Source organism: Halomonas sp. SpR1 (assembly GCF_031010175.1).
In the GTDB taxonomy this organism is placed as follows: domain Bacteria; phylum Pseudomonadota; class Gammaproteobacteria; order Pseudomonadales; family Halomonadaceae; genus Vreelandella.
Genome location: NZ_JAUAMB010000034.1, coordinates 36,782 through 57,596, shown reverse-complemented (window position 1 = coordinate 57,596; position 20,815 = coordinate 36,782). Strand labels below are relative to the sequence as shown.

General features: G+C 54.0%; 22 protein-coding genes. 18 read left to right on the top strand and 4 right to left on the bottom strand.

The genetic code is table 11. The features are described 5' to 3' along the window. Nucleotides 1-166: 166 nt before the first annotated feature. The 3 genes from QT231_RS19370 (at nucleotide 167) to QT231_RS19360 (ending at nucleotide 3,190) form a co-directional block, all read left to right on the top strand. Nucleotides 167-1,132, top strand: coding sequence for a tripartite tricarboxylate transporter substrate binding protein (locus tag QT231_RS19370; RefSeq protein WP_308338464.1), 966 nt, complete (start codon nucleotides 167-169; stop codon nucleotides 1,130-1,132). Nucleotides 1,133-1,213: 81 nt separating this feature from the next. Further along, nucleotides 1,214-1,663, top strand: coding sequence for a tripartite tricarboxylate transporter TctB family protein (locus QT231_RS19365; protein WP_308338463.1), 450 nt, complete (start codon nucleotides 1,214-1,216; stop codon nucleotides 1,661-1,663). A 12-nt stretch (nucleotides 1,664-1,675) separates the two neighbouring features. Next, a complete protein-coding gene (locus tag QT231_RS19360; RefSeq protein ID WP_308338462.1) occupies nucleotides 1,676-3,190 on the top strand; it encodes a tripartite tricarboxylate transporter permease in 1,515 nt (504 codons plus the stop codon). Between the two features lie 35 nt (nucleotides 3,191-3,225). Here QT231_RS19360 and argE read toward each other — a convergent pair whose 3' ends face one another. Continuing rightward, the gene (argE, locus tag QT231_RS19355) at nucleotides 3,226-4,392 is read right to left on the bottom strand and encodes an acetylornithine deacetylase (RefSeq protein WP_308338461.1); all 1,167 of its coding nucleotides are present in this window, start codon (nucleotides 4,390-4,392) and stop codon (nucleotides 3,226-3,228) included. A gap of 231 nt (nucleotides 4,393-4,623) precedes the next feature. Between argE and ugpB the strand changes: the two genes are divergently transcribed. The 8 genes from ugpB to QT231_RS19315 all read left to right on the top strand — a co-directional run bounded on the left by ugpB (nucleotide 4,624) and on the right by QT231_RS19315 (nucleotide 12,014). Then, nucleotides 4,624-5,949 (top strand): sn-glycerol-3-phosphate ABC transporter substrate-binding protein UgpB, encoded by a 1,326-nt coding sequence (gene ugpB / locus QT231_RS19350; protein ID WP_308338460.1) that lies wholly within the window; start codon nucleotides 4,624-4,626, stop codon nucleotides 5,947-5,949. A gap of 66 nt (nucleotides 5,950-6,015) precedes the next feature. Next, nucleotides 6,016-6,900: a sn-glycerol-3-phosphate ABC transporter permease UgpA gene (ugpA, locus tag QT231_RS19345; RefSeq protein ID WP_308338459.1), complete on the top strand. Its 885-nt coding sequence runs from the start codon at nucleotides 6,016-6,018 to the stop codon at nucleotides 6,898-6,900. Between the two features lie 146 nt (nucleotides 6,901-7,046). Then, nucleotides 7,047-7,889, top strand: coding sequence for a sn-glycerol-3-phosphate ABC transporter permease UgpE (gene ugpE / locus QT231_RS19340; RefSeq protein ID WP_308338458.1), 843 nt, complete (start codon nucleotides 7,047-7,049; stop codon nucleotides 7,887-7,889). Between the two features lies 1 nt (nucleotide 7,890). Continuing rightward, entirely contained in the window at nucleotides 7,891-8,946 is a 1,056-nt protein-coding gene (locus tag QT231_RS19335) for a sn-glycerol-3-phosphate import ATP-binding protein UgpC (RefSeq protein WP_308338457.1), read from the top strand. A 129-nt stretch (nucleotides 8,947-9,075) separates the two neighbouring features. Continuing rightward, nucleotides 9,076-10,335 (top strand): RNA polymerase sigma factor, encoded by a 1,260-nt coding sequence (locus tag QT231_RS19330; protein ID WP_308338456.1) that lies wholly within the window; start codon nucleotides 9,076-9,078, stop codon nucleotides 10,333-10,335. 82 nt (nucleotides 10,336-10,417) lie between these two features. Beyond that, nucleotides 10,418-11,263, top strand: coding sequence for a YciI family protein (locus tag QT231_RS19325; protein ID WP_308338455.1), 846 nt, complete (start codon nucleotides 10,418-10,420; stop codon nucleotides 11,261-11,263). Then, nucleotides 11,260-11,649 (top strand): YciI family protein, encoded by a 390-nt coding sequence (locus tag QT231_RS19320; protein ID WP_308321975.1) that lies wholly within the window; start codon nucleotides 11,260-11,262, stop codon nucleotides 11,647-11,649. Before QT231_RS19325 ends, QT231_RS19320 begins: the two co-directional genes overlap by 4 nt. After that, nucleotides 11,646-12,014, top strand: coding sequence for a DUF1428 domain-containing protein (locus QT231_RS19315; RefSeq protein WP_308338454.1), 369 nt, complete (start codon nucleotides 11,646-11,648; stop codon nucleotides 12,012-12,014). The genes QT231_RS19320 and QT231_RS19315 overlap by 4 nt, the downstream gene beginning before the upstream one ends. A gap of 23 nt (nucleotides 12,015-12,037) precedes the next feature. Here QT231_RS19315 and QT231_RS19310 read toward each other — a convergent pair whose 3' ends face one another. Both QT231_RS19310 and QT231_RS19305 read right to left on the bottom strand, forming a co-directional pair. Then, nucleotides 12,038-13,756, bottom strand: coding sequence for a 5'-nucleotidase C-terminal domain-containing protein (locus QT231_RS19310; protein ID WP_308338453.1), 1,719 nt, complete (start codon nucleotides 13,754-13,756; stop codon nucleotides 12,038-12,040). A gap of 218 nt (nucleotides 13,757-13,974) precedes the next feature. Further along, nucleotides 13,975-14,979, bottom strand: a complete 1,005-nt coding sequence (locus QT231_RS19305; RefSeq protein WP_308338452.1) for a porin — start codon at nucleotides 14,977-14,979, stop codon at nucleotides 13,975-13,977. 320 nt (nucleotides 14,980-15,299) lie between these two features. On the opposite strand from QT231_RS19305, the gene QT231_RS19300 reads away from it, so the two are divergent. The 3 genes from QT231_RS19300 to QT231_RS19290 all read left to right on the top strand — a co-directional run bounded on the left by QT231_RS19300 (nucleotide 15,300) and on the right by QT231_RS19290 (nucleotide 18,562). Continuing rightward, complete coding sequence (locus QT231_RS19300; RefSeq protein WP_308338451.1) at nucleotides 15,300-16,463, top strand: glycosyltransferase family 1 protein; 1,164 nt, start codon at nucleotides 15,300-15,302, stop codon at nucleotides 16,461-16,463. Then, nucleotides 16,426-16,965 (top strand): phosphatase PAP2 family protein, encoded by a 540-nt coding sequence (locus QT231_RS19295; protein ID WP_308338450.1) that lies wholly within the window; start codon nucleotides 16,426-16,428, stop codon nucleotides 16,963-16,965. The genes QT231_RS19300 and QT231_RS19295 overlap by 38 nt, the downstream gene beginning before the upstream one ends. A 142-nt stretch (nucleotides 16,966-17,107) precedes the next feature. Then, the gene (locus tag QT231_RS19290) at nucleotides 17,108-18,562 is read left to right on the top strand and encodes a sodium/glutamate symporter (RefSeq protein ID WP_308338449.1); all 1,455 of its coding nucleotides are present in this window, start codon (nucleotides 17,108-17,110) and stop codon (nucleotides 18,560-18,562) included. 79 nt (nucleotides 18,563-18,641) lie between these two features. Here the strand turns inward: QT231_RS19290 and QT231_RS19285 are convergent, their stop codons facing one another. Next, complete coding sequence (locus tag QT231_RS19285; protein ID WP_308338448.1) at nucleotides 18,642-18,773, bottom strand: hypothetical protein; 132 nt, start codon at nucleotides 18,771-18,773, stop codon at nucleotides 18,642-18,644. Nucleotides 18,774-19,489: 716 nt separating this feature from the next. Here QT231_RS19285 and QT231_RS19280 point away from each other — a divergent pair. The 4 genes from QT231_RS19280 (at nucleotide 19,490) to QT231_RS19265 (ending at nucleotide 20,814) form a co-directional block, all read left to right on the top strand. After that, nucleotides 19,490-19,621, top strand: coding sequence for an entericidin A/B family lipoprotein (locus tag QT231_RS19280; protein ID WP_308338447.1), 132 nt, complete (start codon nucleotides 19,490-19,492; stop codon nucleotides 19,619-19,621). Between the two features lie 5 nt (nucleotides 19,622-19,626). After that, nucleotides 19,627-20,154 (top strand): YqiA/YcfP family alpha/beta fold hydrolase, encoded by a 528-nt coding sequence (locus QT231_RS19275; protein ID WP_308338446.1) that lies wholly within the window; start codon nucleotides 19,627-19,629, stop codon nucleotides 20,152-20,154. A gap of 89 nt (nucleotides 20,155-20,243) precedes the next feature. Continuing rightward, the gene (locus tag QT231_RS19270) at nucleotides 20,244-20,417 is read left to right on the top strand and encodes a DUF6435 family protein (RefSeq protein ID WP_308338445.1); all 174 of its coding nucleotides are present in this window, start codon (nucleotides 20,244-20,246) and stop codon (nucleotides 20,415-20,417) included. Continuing rightward, nucleotides 20,401-20,814, top strand: coding sequence for a ChaN family lipoprotein (locus QT231_RS19265; RefSeq protein ID WP_308338444.1), 414 nt, complete (start codon nucleotides 20,401-20,403; stop codon nucleotides 20,812-20,814). The genes QT231_RS19270 and QT231_RS19265 overlap by 17 nt, the downstream gene beginning before the upstream one ends. Nucleotide 20,815 lies beyond the last annotated feature (1 nt).

Genomic DNA, 20,815 nt, shown 5'->3' with positions numbered 1-20,815 from the left:
TCGTTGCCAAGTTGAACAACCGCCCCAGAAAACGCTTGGGGTATCGGACACCGGCACAAGTGTTCCTGGGAGAGTATTCAGGGGCGCTGAAAACCGCAGGTGCTGCGCTTAATGTTTGAATTCAGGCTACAAACCAGCACGACAGATAACACTAAAGAGGTTAAAAATGAAAACTATAACAGCAATTAGCATTCTCTCCTGCCTTTCACTCCCCATAATGTTCGCATCCTCTGCCGCTGGGGATAGTTATCCAGAAAGACCCATTTCCACCCTTATTGCCTTTGGCGCTGGTGGCAATACGGATGTTGGTGCGCGGATACTGTTTCCGGCAGTAGAGCGTGAACTCGGCGTACCACTCAACATTCTCAATCGGCCGGGCGGCGGTGGCTGGGTAGGCTGGACACAACTACTCAACTCGTCTAATGACGGATATACCCTGGGGTACATTAATACACCTAACTTAATTACTGGGTATCTGGATCCTCAATATAGCCGAAACGTTGATCTTGATAACTTTGAACTCATTGCCAACCACGTTACAGACTACGGCGTTATCTCGATCAATAAAGATGAGACTCGCTATAGCAATATAGAAGAGCTGGTTAACTATGCTCAGTCAAACATGTTGACAGCGTCAACCACCGGGGCAAATGGTGATGATCATATTGCCATGCTGAAGATGAACCATCATTACGACACACAGTTTGTACCCGTACATACCACAGGTACGGCGGAACAGCGCGCAGCCATGCAGGGTGGGCACGTGGATGTCAACTTCTCAAATGTAGGTGATACCAACATGGCGCATCGTAGCGGTGACCTAAACATCATTGCGATAATGGCACCAGAACGTTCGGCGTTTATTCCAGACGTTCCCACCCTGGATGAGTTGGGTTATTCAGGCGTGATTTCTTGGTCGGCGCGTGGCATAGCGGCGCCTAAGGGGACTGACCCAGCACAACTAGAACAGTTACAGGCAGCGTTCGTTAAGGGTATGCAGGATCCAGAGCATTTAGCCAAAATGGAAGAAATGGGCCTGATGGTTGATATCCGTACAGGTGATGCCTATCGAGAAATGCTAGAAGAGGAAGAAGAGGGCGTTCGCTCCCTTGAAGGCTTGCTTGGCTGGTAAACCCCACTGGTCGTGATGCTGCCAATCATCACGGCCAACATCATGTTTCAGCTACTTTATACAATAATAAATAGGTGATTTATGAAAACACTACATATAGATGTAGTTATCGGGTTAGCGATACTGCTTTTCTCGATAGTATTTTATAGTCTCTCCGCGCAGATACCTGCTGATCCCGCAGTATTCCCCAAACTTATACTTTCTATTTTAGCTCTTTTTTCGCTGTTGATTATTTGGACAGGTGTATCTAAGACACTGTCAGCCAAAAAGGAGAGATTAAAAAATATACCTATTTTTAAACATGCCCGCGGCCCAGCCGTTACTTTTATCGCTCTTTGCGTTTATTTAGCATTAATCAACCTTCTTGGATTTTTTACTGCCAGCTCTCTCGCCGCCATTTTTTTCATGTTTTATTTTGGCGTGAAGTCTTATATTCAAGCGCTTTTGGTGGTCATCCTTATGAACACCTTTGTCTATTTACTTTTTGTTTGGCAGCTACGCATATCGCTTCCTACCGGGCTATTTATATAAAGGAGAGTCATCATGGCTATTGATACGACCCTGCTATTGTCAGTGCTGGCCCAGCTTGCTTCTCCTGATGTGCTGCTCATGCTAGTCGTTGGTGTACTGGGAGGAATTTTTCTTGGCGCTTTACCAGGGTTAAGCGCCACCATGGGCATTGCATTATTGATTCCGGTGACGTTTGGTATGCAGCCTGTGGCGGCGCTGGTATTGCTTGCCGCCATCTATGCTTCTGCTGTGTATGGGGGCTCCATTACGGCTATCTTAATTCATACACCAGGCACACCCGCATCGGCAGCGACTGCAATCGATGGTTATCAGATGACGCTGCGTGGCGAAGGGCTTAAAGCGCTGGGAACATCCACGCTCTGTTCAGTGATTGGCGGCTTAGTGAGCGTGGTGGCATTGCTACTGCTCGCGCCTCCTTTAGCACAAATCTCATTACGCTTTAGCGCCCCCGAATACTTCCTCATTGCAATATTTGGCCTAACCATTATTGGCAGCCTGTCCAGTGGAGCAATGGCCAAAGGGCTCTCGGCTGGGCTGTTGGGTCTGCTAATCAGCTTGGTCGGCGTTGATGTCATGACAGCCTATCCGCGCTTCACCTTTGGTGTTGCAGAGCTAGAGAGTGGCATCTCTCTGATTCCCGCTATGATTGGCCTCTTTTCTATTTCTCAGGTCATGATTCAGGCAGAAAAGCTCCATGGAGCCAACAACCTTACCTCTCAAACACCAACGTTGAGTGGCAATCTCTTTCCCAGCCGAGAAGAGTGGCGAAAACTTCGACGCACTATTTCTCGCTCCTCGATCATCGGTGTGGTGGTGGGAGCATTACCAGGGGCAGGGGGCGATGTCGCATCGTGGGTGGCCTACAATGAGGCCAAACGTAACGCCAAAAATCCCGTTAGCTTTGGCAAAGGCGACATTGAAGGACTGGCTGCAGCCGAAACAGCTAATAATGCCGTGACGGGTGGTGCCATGATTCCACTGCTGACACTGGGGATTCCCGGCAGTGCCGCAACGGCAGTTATGCTAGGAGGCCTGTATATTCATGGTTTGCAGCCTGGACACGAACTATTCACCGCCAACGCCCATATTGTCTATGCCATTATCGTAGGACTGCTTTTGGCTAATATATTGATGGGCGTCGTGGGCTTGGCGTTGGCAAAGCAGGTTGTAAAAGTGGCTACCGTTCCTTTTGCCATTCTCGCACCGATCATTGTGGTTCTATCAGTGGTCGGTTCCTTCACCATCAACAATAGTATGTTTGATGTTTACGTCATGGCGGCGTTTGGACTGCTGGGCTACCTGATGAGAAAGACCGACTTTCCGACAGCCGCCATCGTGCTTGCCATGATACTCGGTGCTATGGCTGAGATTGGGTTCCGCCAGTCACTGGTCATGTCCAAAGGCAATATGCTGGGATACTATTTTGACCGGCCATTCTCACTGCTCATTATGGGTTTGATCCTGTTGGCATTGGTATCACCACTAATTGTGCGCTGGAAAAGACAGAAATCTCAGCATGCCATTTAGGTGTTGTAGACAACCCAACAATAAGCCATGGCTGGTTAGTGCCATGGCTTATCCAGTGCACTACCCATCTTAGCTAGAAACGCCTCGCACGCTTCAAGCTGTTCAATATCGATATACTCATCGGGCTGGTGCGCCTGGGCAATGCTGCCAGGGCCGAGAATGATGGTTTGCAGGCCTTGGCCCTGGAACTGCCCCGCCTCCGTAGCGTAAGCCACCGCGTGGTTGCAGCAGGGGGTGGGCAAGTGATCTTTAGCCAGGCGAAGCACATGGTCATTATCACGGTCGGCCAGTCCCGGTACCGTTACATTAAGCGGCTCGGTGGTGATTTCCACCTGCTTGCCTTTGGCCTGTAGCTCAGCGCTTAGCTGGGCGCAATAGGCCTCAAACCGCGCGTAAATCTCATCAAAAGTATCGGTCGGCAGATGGCGGATCTCCCACTCGAACTGGCACTCCCTGGCCATAATATTGATCGCCGTACCGCCTTTGATTTTACCAACGTGCAGGCTGGTGTGAGGCACGTTAAAGGCCTCATCGACACGACCTTCTTCCACCAACGCCGCCATGGTGTCTTCAATAAAGGTGACCAAGCGCGCGGCCACATGAATGGCCGAAGTGCCCTGGTTGACCTGGCTGCTGTGCGCCTCTCGGCCTACCACCGTGGTGCGCAAGTTGGTCGCCCCTTTTTGCGCCACTACTGGCTGCATGCTGGTCGGCTCGCCGACAATAACGTGAGCCGTAGTGGAGTAGTGCTCGTAGAAGCGCTTAATGAGGCTTGGCGCACCCACGCAGCCGATCTCTTCGTCATAAGAGAACCCCAGATAAATCGGCTGCTGCAACGGCGCTTTCGTCCAAGTGGGCACCATCGACAATACGCAGGCGATAAAGCCTTTCATATCGCAGGTGCCGCGCCCATACAGGCGCCCATCACCGCCATCGCGCAGAGTGAACGGATCGCTCGACCACGGCTGCCCCGCCACCGGCACCACATCGGTATGCCCGGAAAGCATCACACCGCCCGGCGCCGCTGGGCCAATTCTTGCGATCAGGTTGGCTTTGGTACCGCAGGGGCTCATCACCCGCTCGGCGCTAACGCCATACTCGGCCAAATAGCCTTCCACATACTCAATCAGCGCCAAATTGGATTCGCTGGAAGTGGTATCGAATGACACCAGTTTCGTCAGCAAAGTGGTCACGTCAGTCATGCTATTCTCGTTAGTTGGATTCTTTGTATCACCCTACCTTATATCACCCTATCACCGCCCTCTGTCTTTTCCTACTCAGCAGACCTGCTGGCAGCGTAATGTTGACTGTCACGGCAGGTTCATCGTGCATTCACTAAAACGTCATCTACACTTCTTACTGTTCAGTGCATCCAAAAAATCTTAACAAACGCATTGCACGCCTGATTAAGTTCAGGCCCACAAGGAGTCGTTATGTCTCGTTTTACACTGCACGCGCTTGCCGTAGGGGTGGCGACGGCCAGCCTCAGCCTGTCTGCTCAGGCGGCAACAGAGATTAACTGGTGGCACGCCATGGGCGGCCAGCTGGGCGAAATTCTCGAAAAAATGACCCAGGACTTTAACGAGTCTCAGGATGATTACCACGTTACCTCCAGCTACCGCGGCACCTATACCGAAACGATGACGGGCGCGATCGCCGCCTTCCGTGCCAATGAGCAGCCGCATATCCTGCAGGTATTTGAGGTCGGCACGGGCACCATGATGAACGCCAAAGGCGCCATCTACCCGGTGTACGAGCTGATGGAAGAGCACGGCCGCGCTTTCGATAACGATGCCTTCCTGCCCGCCGTTGTCGGTTACTACACCGACACCAACGGCAATATGCTGTCGTTCCCGTTCAACTCCTCCACGCCGATTATGTACTACAACCGGGACATGTTTGAGGAAGCAGGCCTGGATCCCGAGCAGCCCCCACAAACCTGGGAAGAAGTGGCCGATTTTTCGCGCCAAATCGTCGACTCTGGGGCAGCCAGCTGTGGCTTTACCACCTCCTGGCCTAGCTGGGTAATGCTGGAAAACTTCTCCGCTTGGCATAACGAGCCGTTAGGTACGCTGGAAAACGGTTTTGGCGGCATGGAAACCGAGCTGACCTTCAACAATGAGCTGGTCGCTCGCCATTGGGACAACCTTCACGACTGGCAGGAAGAAGGTGTCTTTAAATGGGGTGGCCCCGGTTCTGGCCCCGACTCAGAGCCGCTGTTCTACTCCCAGGACTGCGCGATTTTCTTCGGCTCTTCTGCTTCACGTGCGGACGTCGCCGCCAATTCAGAATTTGAAGTCGGCTTTGGCATGCAGCCCTACTACGACGACGTAGAAGGCGCACCACAAAACTCGATTATCGGCGGCGCCACCCTGTGGGCATTGCAAGGCCATAGCGACGATGAGTATGAAGCCGTTGCCGCCTTCTTTGAGTACCTCTCCCAGCCCGAAGTACAGGCGCAGTGGCATCAGCAAACCGGCTACTTGCCCATCACTCAAGCCGCTTGGGATTTGAGCAAAGAGCAGGGCTACTACGAAGAGAACCCCGGTGCGGATATCTCGTTGAAGCAGATGACGCTTAACGAGCCAACCGAAAACTCTAAGGGCCTACGCTTTGGTAACTTTGTCCAGATTCGCGACATCATCTCTGAAGAAATGGAAGCGGTGATGACCGGCGATAAATCCGGCCAGGAAGCGGCGGACGACGCAGTAGCACGCAGCAATGATCTGCTCCGTGACTTTGAAGCTGCCAACCAGTAAATAAGCACTCACTTCGCCGCTTACCCTGCTGGGTAGGCGGCGATTTTGTTTGGATGCGAGCTGCCCATGCAAACTAAACGCATGACCTACCCTGGTCGCTTTTTGCCCTACGCGCTGTTGGCGCCCCAGGTGATTGTGACGCTGATTTTCTTTATCTGGCCTGCGGGCCAGGCTCTGTATCAGTCGCTGTTGCGCGAAGATGCCTTTGGCCTTAAAACGACTTTTGTAGGCTTCGAGAACTTTGTTCGCCTATTTCGCGACGGCAGCTATGTTAATTCCCTGTCGGTGACGGCGGTATTCGCGATCGGTACCACACTGCTGGCAATGACGGTGGCGCTTTTATTGGCCAGCACCGTCAACCGGATGATTCGCTCACGCAGTACCTACACCACCCTACTGGTTTGGCCCTACGCCATTGCGCCTGCGCTGGCAGGCGTTTTGTGGTGGTTTATCTTCAACCCTTCCATCGGCATTGTGCCCTACATGCTGGAGATGGTGGGTTACCGGTGGAACCACCGTAACTCGGGAAATGATGCCATGCTGTTGGTGATTTTTGCCGCCGCCTGGAAGCAGATCTCCTATAACTTCCTGTTTTTCCTGGCAGGCTTACAGTCCATCCCGCAATCGCTGATTGAAGCCGCCTCCATTGACGGCGCCAGCCCGACTAAGCGCTTCTGGACGATTATTTTCCCGCTGCTCACGCCGACCACCTTCTTCTTGCTGGTGGTTAACGTGGTGTACGCCATGTTCGATACCTTCGCGATTATTCACGCCACCACCGCGGGCGGCCCCGCTCAGGCCACTAACATACTGGTTTACAAAGTATATGCCGACGGCTTTGTCGGGCTAAACCTTGGCTCGTCCGCGGCTCAATCGGTGATTCTGATGGTGATTGTGGTGGCATTAACGATGATCCAGTTCCGCTTTATTGAGCGCCGAGTCAACTACTAGGGCCTGTTGAGGTTTCACTCACGGCCGCGCTGGAGCCCGTTTTTATTCGCGGCAAGGCAGGAGGAGAGAGGTTTGGTGATTCCAAATGAACGACGACTAACCGCCGCCGCGGGTAAAAACGGGCCCTGGCCTTTGGGAGAACGTTAATGGTTGAAAACCGCCCTTGGGCTAACCTGATAGCCCATATTGTTTTGATCTCTGGCGTCGCGCTGGTGGTTTTTCCGGTGTATGTCGCTATTGTTGCCTCGACCCACTCCCTGTCGGGTTTACTGCAGGGCACGCTGCCATTGCTGCCCGGCGGCCACGGGATCGAAAACTACACGCGTATGTGGCAGTCCGGCGTCTCTAATGCCGGAGCACCACCTGCCGCCCTGATGCTTTGGAACAGTTTTATCATGGCCATGGCGATCACCGTGGGTAAGCTATCTATTTCGCTGCTTTCCGCCTTTGCCATCGTCTACTTCCGTTTCCGCTTTCGGATGTTCTTTTTCTGGATCATCTTCGTCACGTTGATGCTGCCGGTGGAAGTGCGCATTATTCCGACGTTTCAGGTCGTTGCGGATCTCAATATGCTCAATAGCTTTGCCGGGTTGTCGATCCCGCTGATTGCCTCGGCCACCGCGACGTTTCTGTTCCGCCAGTTCTTTATGACCATTCCCGAAGAGATGCTCGAAGCCGCCCGCGTCGATGGCGCCGGGCCGCTGAAGTTTTTTAAAGACATCTTGATGCCGCTGTCGGTGACCAATATCGCTGCGCTGTTTGTGATCATGTTTATCTACGGCTGGAACCAGTACCTCTGGCCGCTCATTATCACCACCGACCCTGACTATTACACCATCGTGATGGGTATCCAGCGTATGACATCGGAAGAGAATCCCCAGTGGCAACTCGTCATGGCGGCAGTAGTCATGGCAGCGCTGCCGCCGGTATTAGTGATTCTGTTTATGCAACGCCTATTTGTGAAAGGCCTGACCGAGACGGAGAAATAGCATGGCCAGCATTACCTTGGAAGGGCTAAAGAAAACCTATAGCGGCGATGTTCACGCCGTCAAAGGCATCGACTTACAGATTGAAGATGGCGAGTTTGTAGTGCTGGTCGGGCCTTCCGGCTGCGGCAAATCCACCCTGCTGCGCATGGTGGCCGGGCTTGAAACGATTACTGAAGGCACGCTCAAAATCGGCGAACGGGTGGTGAACAAGCTCGAACCCGCCGAGCGCGATATCGCCATGGTGTTCCAGAACTATGCGCTCTATCCGCATATGACGGTGTACAACAACCTCGCCTATGGCCTGAAAAACCGCGGTTTCAAAAAAGATGAGATTGATCAGCGCGTTCAAGTCGCCGCCAAAATGTTGGAGATCGAAGAGTTTCTAGAGCGCAAGCCGCGCAAGCTCTCCGGCGGCCAGCGCCAGCGCGTCGCCATGGGCCGTGCGTTGGTGCGCGACCCGGCGGCGTTCTTATTCGACGAACCGCTCTCCAATCTGGATGCCAAGCTGCGCGTGCAGATGCGCGTCGAGATCAAGCAGCTACAGCGGCGTTTGAAAACTACTAGCCTGTATGTGACCCACGACCAGTTGGAAGCCATGACCCTAGGCGATCGCTTGGTGGTGCTCAACGCCGGGCAGATCGAGCAGGTGGGCACGCCGATGGAGATCTACGCCCGCCCCGCGACCATGTTTGTGGCCGGGTTTATCGGCTCCCCCGCTATGAATATGCTGCCCGTGGATTACCTGAAAACACCAGGCGCTAACGGCCTGCTGGATAACCTGCCCGAAGGCACCGATACCGTCGGCATTCGCCCGGATGATATGCACTTAACGCCGCCTACAGCGCCCCACTTAACTGTCGACTCTACGCTTGCGCTGTTTGAAGCCGCCGGGGCCGAAAGCCACCTGTATGTGAACCTCGCCGGTAGCGACCAGCCCACGGTGATCCGCGTCTCGGGGCAACCGCCGGTCGCCGAAGGCGAAACCCTGCGCTTCTACGTGCCCCGCGATGCGCTGCACCCGTTCAACAGCGCCACGGGGCAACGCACAGGGGATTGAAAGCCAACTCCCAAAAAGCATGACAATAAAAAACAAGTCAACGGAGCCACCATGCGCTACGTTTGAGATAACGAGCAGCACGCGTGCCTGCTGCTCACCTACCCTGTTATCCAAGTAGCGTACGGATCGATGAGTACTGAACCTTTATACGTGGATGGCCTGTATCGCGATCACTCCCGGCGCGTGCAGGCGACGTTGATCCGGCTGCTGGGCGATTTTGAGCTTGCCGAAGAAGCCATGCAGGATGCCTTTGTGGCCGCTGTTCAGCAGTGGCCGGTTAACGGCCGTCCTGACAACCCCACGGCATGGCTAATTCGCACCGGCTACCACTGCGGAATCGACCAGATTCGTCGGCGCAGTACGGCACGCCGTCGAGCTCACTTACTGTTCCCCACAGAGCTGCTAACTACAGAAGAGACGCTGGATCTTGAGCCCACCACCATCGAAGACGACGCCTTGCGGCTGCTGTTCACCTGCTGTCACCCAAGCTTGAGTATGGAAGCGCGGATAGCTCTGACGCTTCGCGAGATGTGCGGCTTGACCACTGAGCAGGTAGCCAGCGCCCTGCTGTTGAAACCTACCACGCTGGCACAGCGGATCGTGCGCGCCAAACGCAAAATTCGCGATGCGCATATTCCTTATGCCGTACCACCCCAGGACGAACTCCCCGAACGCCTGCCCGATGTACTTCAAGTCATCTATCTGGTCTTCAATGAAGGCTACTCACGCAGCACGGGCGTCAGCGTAGTCGATATCAGCCTAACCCAAGAGGCCATGCGGCTGGGCAATGAGCTGGCACGACTACTGCCCCTGGGGGAAGTATTTGGACTAATGGCCTTGATGCTGCTTAATGATGCCCGCCGGAATGCGCGCCAGGATAGCGACGGGGAGCTGGTCACCCTGGATGAGCAGGACAGGCGCCTATGGCGCCAGGAAGATATCCAAACAGGTATAGCGTGGTTGGAAAAAGCGCTGGCACTCACTCCCGCCGGGTACTACACCCTTCAGGCGTCGATTGCCGCCGTACATGCCCAGGCCAGCCGAGCAGAGCAGACCGATTGGGGGCGTATCGTCAGGCTCTACGATGCTCTCTGCCGACGTTTTCCATCGCCGATCCTGGCGCTAAACCGTGCGGTCGCCATTGCCATGAATGGTGCGCCCGATACCGCCCTGAAGTTACTCGACGACATCGCCCATCACCCACAACTATCCCGCTATCATCTATTTTATGCCGCAAAAGCGGATTTGTTGCGTCGCCAAGGCCAGCATGAAGCCGCGCGCAGTGCTTATCACCAAGCGCTGCAATTGGCCACCCTGGATCCAGAAAAGCGTTTTTTGCGCAGGCGGCTGGTTGAGCTAGAACAGATTAAGCTAGAACATTCTTCATAAAAAAATGTTTAGGCTATGTCGATTCAAGACGCTGCCAAACGACTAAAGAGAGTCACTACCCTGACCAACCAGGAGGCTCTCAATGAAATTCATGCTGATACGCCGTGCTGATGCCAGCACCGAGAATGGCGCTATGCCATCCCAGGAAATGCTTGCCGCCATGGCTGCTTATAACCAGCGCATGACCGAGGCAGGCGTGTTTTTGAGCGGCGATGGCTTACATCCGACCAGCGACGGGTGTCTGATCCGTTTCGAAAACGGTGAACCCACCATCATCCCCGGGCCGTTATTGCCAGCCAGTGAGCGTATTGCCGGTTATAGCGTGCTCGAAGCCCCTTCCCTGCAGGCGGCCATCGAGTGGGCCCAACAATGGCCCATCCAGGATGCCGATGGCAACGTGACCCTTGAGCTACGGCGCTACTTTTCGCTGGAAGATTTCGAGCCCGGCGCCGGACTTGAGCAGCACCGCACCCAGGCGCGTGTACCCGATGCCATGAACGTGCACGTTGCCTTTCCCGGCACCTGCCGGGAAGCCATGCAGTTCTATGCCGATGTTACCGGCGGCCAGTTGGAGTGCCTGTTGACCTATGCTGAAACGCCCGCCGCTGAGCATTCACCACCGGAACTCCATGACCGCATCATCCACGCTTCGTTGAACCTACGTGGCCGCCGCTTAATGGGCGCCGATATGGCGGCTGACTGCTATACACCACCGCAAGGGGTAGAGGTTCAGTTGGAGTATCAGGATATCGAGCAGGCCTCACGCACCTTTGCCCAACTGGCAGAGGGTGGAAAGATCACCATGCCGTTCGAAGCGACCTTCTGGTCACCAGGGTTCGGCATGGCAACCGACCGCTTTGGCATTCACTGGATGGTTAACGTTGCGTCAGACAACTGCCCCTTGGCCACTGAAGGAGACGAACCATGAAGTACGTAGCGCTGGTGTATTACCAGGAACAGATTATCAACGCCATGAGCGAACAGGCGTGGCACGACCTGAACCAGGAGTGTATCGCCGGGGTAGAACGCCTAAGCGCCAGCGGCCACTACCTGGCCGGGCAGCCGTTACAACCGACAGAGACGGCAACCACCGTGCGCGTGCGCGATGGTGAGACGCTAATCTCGGATGGCCCTTTCGCCGAAACCAAAGAGCAATTGGCGGGCTTTTATCTGCTTGAAGCCCACGACTTGAATGAGGCGCTGCAACTGGCTAGCCGCATTCCACCGGCCCGGCTGGGCAGCATTGAAGTTCGCCCTGTTCGAGAACTCCCCCCTAAAGCAGCACCCCAAACAGAAATAGGAGAACAATCATGAATAATAACGCCTACCCCTATGTCGATGGTTTTGTCGCGGCCGTACCCACCGCTAATAAAGCAGATTTTATTGAACACGCCCGTGCCGCGGCCGTTGTGTTCAAGGAGCACGGAGCGCTCCGCGTGGTGGAGTGCTGGGGCGACGATGTGCCCGAAGGAGAAGTGACCTCCTTCTCTATGGCGGTTAAGCGCAAGGATGACGAGACGGTTATTTTTTCCTGGATAGAGTGGCCATCCCGCGCCGTGCGCGATGAAGCCATGCCCAAAGTCATGCAGGATCCTCGCCTGCAGATGGACGCTAACCCGATGCCATTTGATGGTAAGCGCCTCATTTATGGGGGCTTTGCAAGCATCATCAACGAGTAAGCATCAATAAGTGGCCCAGAAAATTACTCCGAATCGCCCTGGGCCACATCCTCTTGGGCTACATTCTCTTGAGCTACATCCTCTCGAGCTACATCCTCTCGAGCTACAACCTCTTGAGCTACATCCGTGATCCGCCCTTCAACCTGGTAGAAGACTTCTTTCCTCTCCACCATATAGTCGCGCAGCATTTCCCAATCTGTATTGCCGACGATGGTGTTGCGGCCATCAGCGTAGGCTTCTCCGAGTACCGTATGACTGTCGCCACCAGCGGCAGTGAAGTTATTGGTGGCAATGGTATAAGTACGCTCTGGATCTACCGCCTGCATCGCGCCTTCCCGGGCAATTTTGAGGCTGATCACCCGCTCACCTGGTGGCTCGCCGCTGTCGTACACCAGCTCAACGCCTGCTGACACCTGCAGAAAACCGCCGTTCTCATCGGGCGCATTGGCCAGGGCAATTTCAAAGGTTTCCAGCAGTTCGGCGCCGGTAACGTCGAGCAGCGTTAGCCGATTGCCAAACGGCTGCACGGCGATTAAATCGCCTACGGACACATCGCCCCGCTCAATCGCTTCGCGAATACCGCCGCTATTCTGGATCGCCATGACCGTCTCGGGCGCCACCTGCTGCGCAGCATGCAGCTGGGCATCGGTGATTAAGTTGCCCAACGCTGTTTCATTGGCTCGCACACTCTGTTCATCACCGCTGCCGTGGCGGGGGTTGGGCAGCGCTGAGATCGCCTTGGCGCCAATCAAGGTGTCCCGCAGTGTTTCAATCTTAGCCGTGTAGGCTTCAAGCCGCTGAGCCGCGTCAGAATCCGCTTCGCGGTCGTCGGCGGCGAGCAGTTCCCCGCTGGCATCCACCACCACGCCATCCTCGTCGAAGGTAACCTGCATCACCCCAAGGTGCTGGCCATATTCACCTGCCTGGCCAATCACCGTCGGTGATGGGAGTTCCTCACCCGCGCGGCTCTCACTTAGCAGCCTGGGCGGTGAGACTTGGCTATGGCTGTGCCCGCCGATAATAATGTCGATGCCTTCGACGTGTTCAGCCAGCAGTAGATCATTGCCTACGCTAGGGTCGCTGTCGTAGCCCAGGTGGGTAAGGGCAATAATCTTGTTAACGCCCTGCTCTTCAAAGCTTGCCACCATGGCTTCAGCCGCCTGACGATAGTCACTAATGGTGACGTGGCCAGGGCTGGAGATCGTCTCGCTGTCCTGGGTGCTTAGCCCAAAGATGCCGATTGGCTCACCGTTATGCTCAACCACAATACCGTCATAGAGCTGCCCGGCTTGCGGATCTGCGCTAATTGACTCACCCAGCATGTCAGCAAACTCAGGGCCCGCTGAGAAGTCCAGGTTAGCCCCTAGAATAGGAAACTCAGCGCCTGCAAAAAATGCCGCGAGCGCCTGATGCCCCTCTTTTGGGTCACCCAAATCAAACTCATGGTTGCCTGGCACGAAGGCGTCGTAACCCATTAAATTCATAAATTCCAACGCATCCTGGCCCTGAAATTCAGTGAAGTAGAGCGTGCCGGAAAAAATATCGCCCGCTTCCAGCAATAATCCTTCGCCATAGGTCTCCCGCGCCTCATTCAGCGTGGTGATCAAATGGGGATACTGATCGGTGCGCCCATGTAGATCATTGGTGTGAAACAGCGTCAGGGTGTAGTTATCAGCAAAGGCGGGGGGAACGGTGACGAATAACGCTGTCCCTAGCGCCATGCCATAGCGGTGAAAACGCATTTAAATGACTCCTTTCATAACAGTGTTCAGACACCTTAGCAGTAAAGATAGCCTACCAGCGGCTTTTCGTCTCCATGGTGAAATATCACCTTCACTAAACGCCAAAAACCGGTGTGGAATTATCCACACCGGTAAAGATCGAAACATACGAGCTAACTAAAAGCTAAAGAACTAATACAAACAACTAAAGCAAACTACCGCTAACATCACGCTATGAATTAGAAGTGATAACGGGCACCCAGTGCGTAGTACACGTCTTCTTCGTAGTCATTGACAGCATCAAGATTGCGATCGTTAAACTCGAGAAACATATCGAAATTGCTAGACAGCTTGTACATGGAGCCTAGTGCCCAAGCGTTACGTTCATCGCTGGCGCCGTCTACATCGATGTTGTAGTAGTCAGCGAAGAATTTCCAGGAATCGATAGCGAAAGTAGCACCAACACCGATTTTATCGAAACCACCACCGTTAACATCGTCATCACCGCGGGTTTCATAACCGACACGCGCAGAGACGGCATCTGTAATGGCAAACTCGCCCGTGGTGCCATAACGCACTTCACCGTTACCGCCACCACGCACCGTATCTTCCACATAACCAAGCGCTAAACGAACGGGGCCTGTTTCATAGACAACACCACCCTGAGTGGCGATAACGGATCCTTCGTCACTCTGCTGGGCTTCAGTTAAACCACGTTCAGAGAAGTGCTTGGCAGAAATAACCGCCTGAAATCCACTCATTTTAGGGGTTTTATAGCCAATCGAATCGCCGCGTGCCTGCAGGCCACCACCAGCAAACTCGTAGCCGCGTTCAACGTAGACATCGAACGGCGCCATTACGTTTTTATCGTAGAAGCTATCGTAGTTACCGGCCATAAAGGTACCGAACTGCTGGCTTTCCAGACCCAGGTAGCTATTACGCACTTCATCGAAACCAGAAGATGTATTACGCTCATCACCCGTAAAGCGCCATTCTACACGGGCGAACGCACGCAGATCAGAAGAGATCTGGTGGCCAGCGGTAATCCGTAAACGCGAGCCGAAATTACGGAACTCTTCGCCGTTATCAACACCGTTGTCGATGCCGCCGCCTTCAAGACCCATAGCGATACGACCATAAATTTCCAGATCGGTACCGTCTTGATCATAAACAGTGGCAGCTTGTGCTGCGGAGGCGGCTAATAAACCGCTAACGGCTAATGCCAGAGTCGTTTTTTTAAACATGATCGTTCCCATTGAAGTAGTTAATGCTTGCGCTCTGCGAAGGCACAATGAAGGACGAATAACGCCTCAACGCAACAAACCTTAAAGGAGTTATATTTCATTTACTTTAAAGTTTTATTTTTTTGGAACTTATTTTTTATGCACTATTACATAAAACTGCCATCCAAATTTAACATTGAACTGCTATTTAAGCAGTTAGCTATAGCACTTTATCTCTTTGCCCTATTTAAGCTTGTCATCACTTATTCACCTGTTTGACTCGGCAGTGTCATTCGTCCCACCCACACTGTACGAAAACGTGATAAAGGGATGAATCGCTTATGCGGCTCTGCATCGTTAGTGAAACATGGTCACCGGACATCAATGGCGTTGCCCATACGCTGAGCCGGTTAAGCTATGAACTTAACCGGCAAGGAGTGCCGGTTGATGTGATCCGCCCACGCCCTCGGAGCGCTGGTAACGCAACCGCTATTAACCGCGAGCTACAGGTGCAACGCTTTGCCTTACCCGGTTACACCGATGTGCAGGTGGGGCTGGTTAGGCCCGCTACGCTGCGCCGCTTCTGGCGCAGGTACCGTCCCGATATCATCTATGTAGCCACCCAAGGCCCTCTCGGCTGGGCGGCTCGCCAAGTAGCGCGGCAGCTCAATATTCCTTTGGTAGCGGGCTGGCACACCAACTTTGACCACTACTGTGAAGATTACGGCGTCAATTGGCTGGCTTCGACCACACGGCGCTATCTACGCTACTTCCATAACGGCTGTGATCTAACGCTAGTGCCTACCCACCAGCAGGCAAAAGCACTACAGCGTCAGGGAATACGTAATGTCCATGTACTGTCACGTGGGTTGGATGGCGAACGCTTCTCACCCACCCACCGTGATCCTGCGTTACGCAAAGGCTGGGGAGTTAGCGAACACCAGCCGGTGGCGCTTTACGTGGGCCGATTAGCCGCGGAAAAAAACCTCACCTTGCTACATGAAAGCTTTCAAGCCATGCGTGAGGTGCGGCCCGATATCGCCCAGGTGATTGTCGGCGATGGCCCCGCACGGGCACTGCTGGAAAAGGCGCTGCCCGATGCACATTTCACCGGCTTTGTGGGGCAGGAATCGCTCGCTCGCCACTATGCCAGCGCCGATATGTTCATTTTCCCCTCGCTTTCCGAAACCTGGGGAAACGTGGTGGCAGAAGCCATGGCCAGCGGCTTGGCCGTGGTGGCCTACGAGCACGCGGCCAGCGCCGAACTGATTAACAGCGGCCACAACGGTGTCACCGTGCCCGCTGGTGACAGCGCCGCTTTTCAACAGGCCGCGGTGGAGCTGTGCCAACACCCCGCTGACTACGCTCGTTTAGGTCGCGTAGCGCGCTTACGCGCACTTGAGCAAAGCTGGACAAGCATCGCCGAGCAGTTTTTGCATTACCTACACCAAGCCCAGGAGGCCCATCATGCGCCCGCGTCCGCTTGTCGTATTCGATCGTCTTGACCTACTGGAGTGGCAATTCTGCCAGCGTATATCTCGGCTATCGAGCTACCGTCCCTGGCGCATCACGCTTCAGGCCGCCAGCCGCTTAGGCGACTGGCCCGTCTGGGTGCTACTGATTCTCGCCCAGCCCTGGCTGCAGCCCAATGGCACCTGGCGTGTCTTACAGTACAGCGTGATTGCGCTGTTTGCCGTCACCATTTATCGGCTGGTGAAAACCCGCTTGTGCCGTGAGCGGCCGTTTATTACTTATGGGGAAGGCATCGAGTGCTGTGAGCCAGCCCGCGATCGCTACAGCTTCCCCAGCGGCCACACCATGCACGCGGTGATGTTTAGCGTGTTAGTCGCCGCCCATACGCCCTGGCTACTGCCGGTGGTATTGCCCTTAACGCTGCTGATAGCGATCTCGCGGGTGGGCTTAGGGCTGCACTACGTAAGCGATGTACTGGCAGGTGGCGCAATGGGCTACGCTTTTGCCTTGACTAGCCTCTATTGGATGGGGTAATCCCCCTGTTTTCCCATAACTGTTTTCCCATAACTGTTTTCGCGTAATTGATTACTAAGCGCTATGGTTAATCCAACCTTGTCTTTTTTGAACGCCCCTGCTTAGCGTTAGTAGCGGTGCGCCAGCATCAAGGAGTGATGTGATGACCGTGACGGTTGGGGAATTATTTATAGCGCTAGTTCTCATTGGGTTAGTTCTGTTAGCAAGCAATGCCCTGCGTCTATGGCTTCCCTGGTTAAGACGACTCTTCCTACCCAGCTCGGTAATCGGTGGTTTGCTACTCTTACTGATGGGCCCTGATGTGCTAGGCAAAGCCCTGCCTACCTTTTTTGAAGATAGCCCCGGCCTGTTTCCTGCCTATGTTCAAGAGAGTTGGGCAGCGCTACCGGGGCTGTTGATTAATGTTGTCTTCGCTGCGTTATTTATTGGTAAAACGATCCCCGGGCTCAGGACTATCTGGCTGCGCGCAGGGCCGCAGGTTGTCGTTGGGCAAACCATGGCATGGGGCCAATATGTGGTTGGGTTGAGCCTGGCGCTGCTGGTGCTGGTGCCGGTGTTTAATATGAACCCCATGGTGGGGGCATTAATCGAAATCGGCTTTGAAGGCGGCCATGGCACCGCCGCTGGCATGGCCGACACCTTCGCCGAACTGGGCTTTGAAGAAGGCGCCGACCTGGCTTTAGGGTTGGCGACAGTAGGTATCGTTTCAGGGGTGCTGATTGGCACAGTGTTGATCAACATTGCCGCGCACCGCGGGATCATCAAACTCAACGATGAGAGCAGCCAGTCGGATGATCCCGATGAATTGATGCGTGAAGACGAGCGCCCTTCTACCGCAGAATTCAGCGAATTTAAAAAAGACCTGGAGCAAGAGTCAGGCACCACCGACCCGCTCAGCCTGCATATCGGTTTAGTCGGTATCGCCATTGTGATCGGCTGGTTAATCCTGTCGGGCTTGCAATGGATAGAGCAATTCACCTGGGCACGTGACGGCGGCCTGGAAATCCTCGCCCATGTGCCGCTTTTCCCTATTGCCATGATTGGTGGGGTAATTGTGCAATTGATTGTGATGCGATTTGGGTTAGAGCGTCACGTATCTAGCCGCACTATGTCACGTATTGCAGGCACCGCGCTGGACTTTACTATCGTGGCCGCGCTCGCCACCCTTTCGCTGACCACCTTAGGCGAGCACTTTCTGCCCTTCTTGCTGCTCGCTGTGACGGGGATTGCCTGGGGACTGTTCGTGCTAATCGTTATAGCGCCCCGAGTGATACCGGAAAACTGGTTTGAACGTGGGGTGGGTGATTTCGGCCAATCAATGGGGGTCACTGTGACCGGCCTACTGCTGATGCGCATGGCAGATCCCAAAAACGAGTCTGGCGCGCTAGAGAGCTTTGGTTATAAGCAGCTGATGTTTGAACCCATTGTGGGTGGCGGGCTTTTTACAGCCGCCGCCTTACCGCTGATTGCCGAATTTGGCGCCTTGGCCATCCTGATTTTTGCCGCTTTGTTAACAGTGGGATGGCTTGCGTTTGGCTTGCTCTACTTCGGACGCATGGTGCCGGAACGCGGTAAGGGTCGCTGGAAGAAGAGCTAACGCCACCCAGTAGCTCTACCCAAAAACCGCTACGCCCGCATTAGCGGGCGTAGCAGTTTTTTTATTTAAAATCAAAAAACTAGGCATCTGGCGGCACATCATCACGTTCATCTACTTTGGCCGTGAACGATGTCTTGAACATCATATAGACGCCCACGCCTGAAAACCCTAAGAACAAAACAAACATGCATAACATCAATGCCATCGCCATAATCTTGTCCCTGATAGTGCGCGGTCGTTACGTTGACGTTTTCTAACCGCTGCCTTTTGATTTCATCGAAGGATAGACCAAAACAATGCATTAATCTGTTTGCTCGTGCCTCTACAAAAGCCATGCACATAGCTGAATCAATAAAGATTATAAAAATCAATAGCTTAAAAAAACACGCCCACGCGAAAAAACCACCTCATTTTCATGAGATGGTCGTTTCGCATCAGTCCACTCCTTAGTTTGATGAACAGCGCCTCCTTGCGCTGTAACCAGTGAGTGGGCTAATTTCCCTTTAACATCCTGTTGGTCTTTCGGCGTCCTGCCTTCCTTTTGCTTGTCAGCCCACTCACTCAGTTTTTGCTGACACTTAATCTGTACCTTTAACGCTAAACAACTGTCACTTTAAACAACTGAATAGTTAATACATTTCTTTGTAGCTACACAGTACTTGCAGGTGCTACGCCAACCCATGCCAAAAATACATTAAATAATTCAAAAACAATAACTTAAAAAACAAACCTTGTGCCTAAAAACACTCTTCAGACAGCCTCTTTCATGTATAGAACTGGCACATGCGACATAAGGGCACCGGTTTGGGGGCAACACGGCACATTTCCTTGAAACTAAACACATTGAAAAGCGTAGCGAATCGTCACCGCAGGCGTTATTTTTATCTCCTCACTCACTTCTAGCCGGATGCCTTCATGGAGGCCCCTATGAAACGTACTATCGCACTTGGCATAGTTATGATGATGACACTGCTGCTGGTCAGTGGTTGTAATACCATTCGCGGTGCGGGTGAAGACCTTCAGCAGGGTGGCGAAGCTATCCAGCGCGCAGCGAGTTAAACGTTATGATGACGGTGTATCTATCCCATGGCCTTGAGAGCGGGCCAGGAGCGCTAAAAACCCAGGCGCTGAAAGGCGTTGCGGAAAAGCTGGATGACTGTGAACCGGTGGTCATGGACTATCGAGACATAGCAGAGCCTAAGCTGCGCCTGCAGCATCTGCTGGGGGTGTTAGCCAAGCGCGGTGACGACCCGGCCCAGTGTGTGCTGGCAGGCTCAAGTTTGGGGGGCTGGCTAAGCGCGACGGTTAGCGCTCAACAGCCGGTGTTGGGCTGCTTTCTGCTGGCACCTGCGCTGGGGTTAGCCGACTACCCAGAAACGTCACCGACTATTCAGGCCCGCCACACCCATATCATTCACGGCTGGCGGGACGATGTCGTCGCTCCGGAACCGGTCATCGAGCGGGCCCGACTGCAGCGCCTATCGCTACGGATGGTAGACGACGATCATCGTCTGCATGCCAGCCTGGAGACTATTTTGTGGGATTTCGAGCGTTTTTTACGCCAGTGCAGCGCGCCTACTCAATACGCTTAGCAAGCCTAGCTGAAACAAATATTCGACACTCGCCCTCAAAACCTATACAAATGGTGTACACCGTGGCGTAGATAACGAGGAGATTGCTCATGTTAGGTATGTTTAAGCGCGACCCCAAAAAGAAGCTGCAGCAAGCGTATGAGCGCAAACTTCAAGCCGCCATGGAGGCCTCACGCAATGGCGATATGCGTGCCAACGCCACCCTTACTGAAGAAGCAGAAGCACTACTGGCCGAGATCAGACGCATTGAAGCGACAGAATAGCCGTTTCGGCAGTAGACAACACTACAGCTTACTCGCGGATGAGCGCTTTGCGATCCCGCCGCCACAGCCCGCCAGCGCCAGTTATCGCTTACGTCTCACCGAAGTGTTTAATCAACACGCCATGGGTGATGACCCTGAAGCGCTTGAGCGTTTTATTCAGGCGCAGCTCACCTGGGATACCGCCATGGCCCAGCGCCTGGCCGAGGCCACGCAGGGCGGCGCCCTGGCGGTGGGCTTAATGGGGCTAGGCCATGTTACCTACAACGAAGGCGTTGCCTATCAGCTCAATGCCCTGGGCGTTAACGACACCGTTAGCCTGCTGCCCTGGCAAATGAGCGACTGCACCTTGCCCGACCCCACCCTAGCCGATGCGGTATATATACTCGCTGACGAGTAGC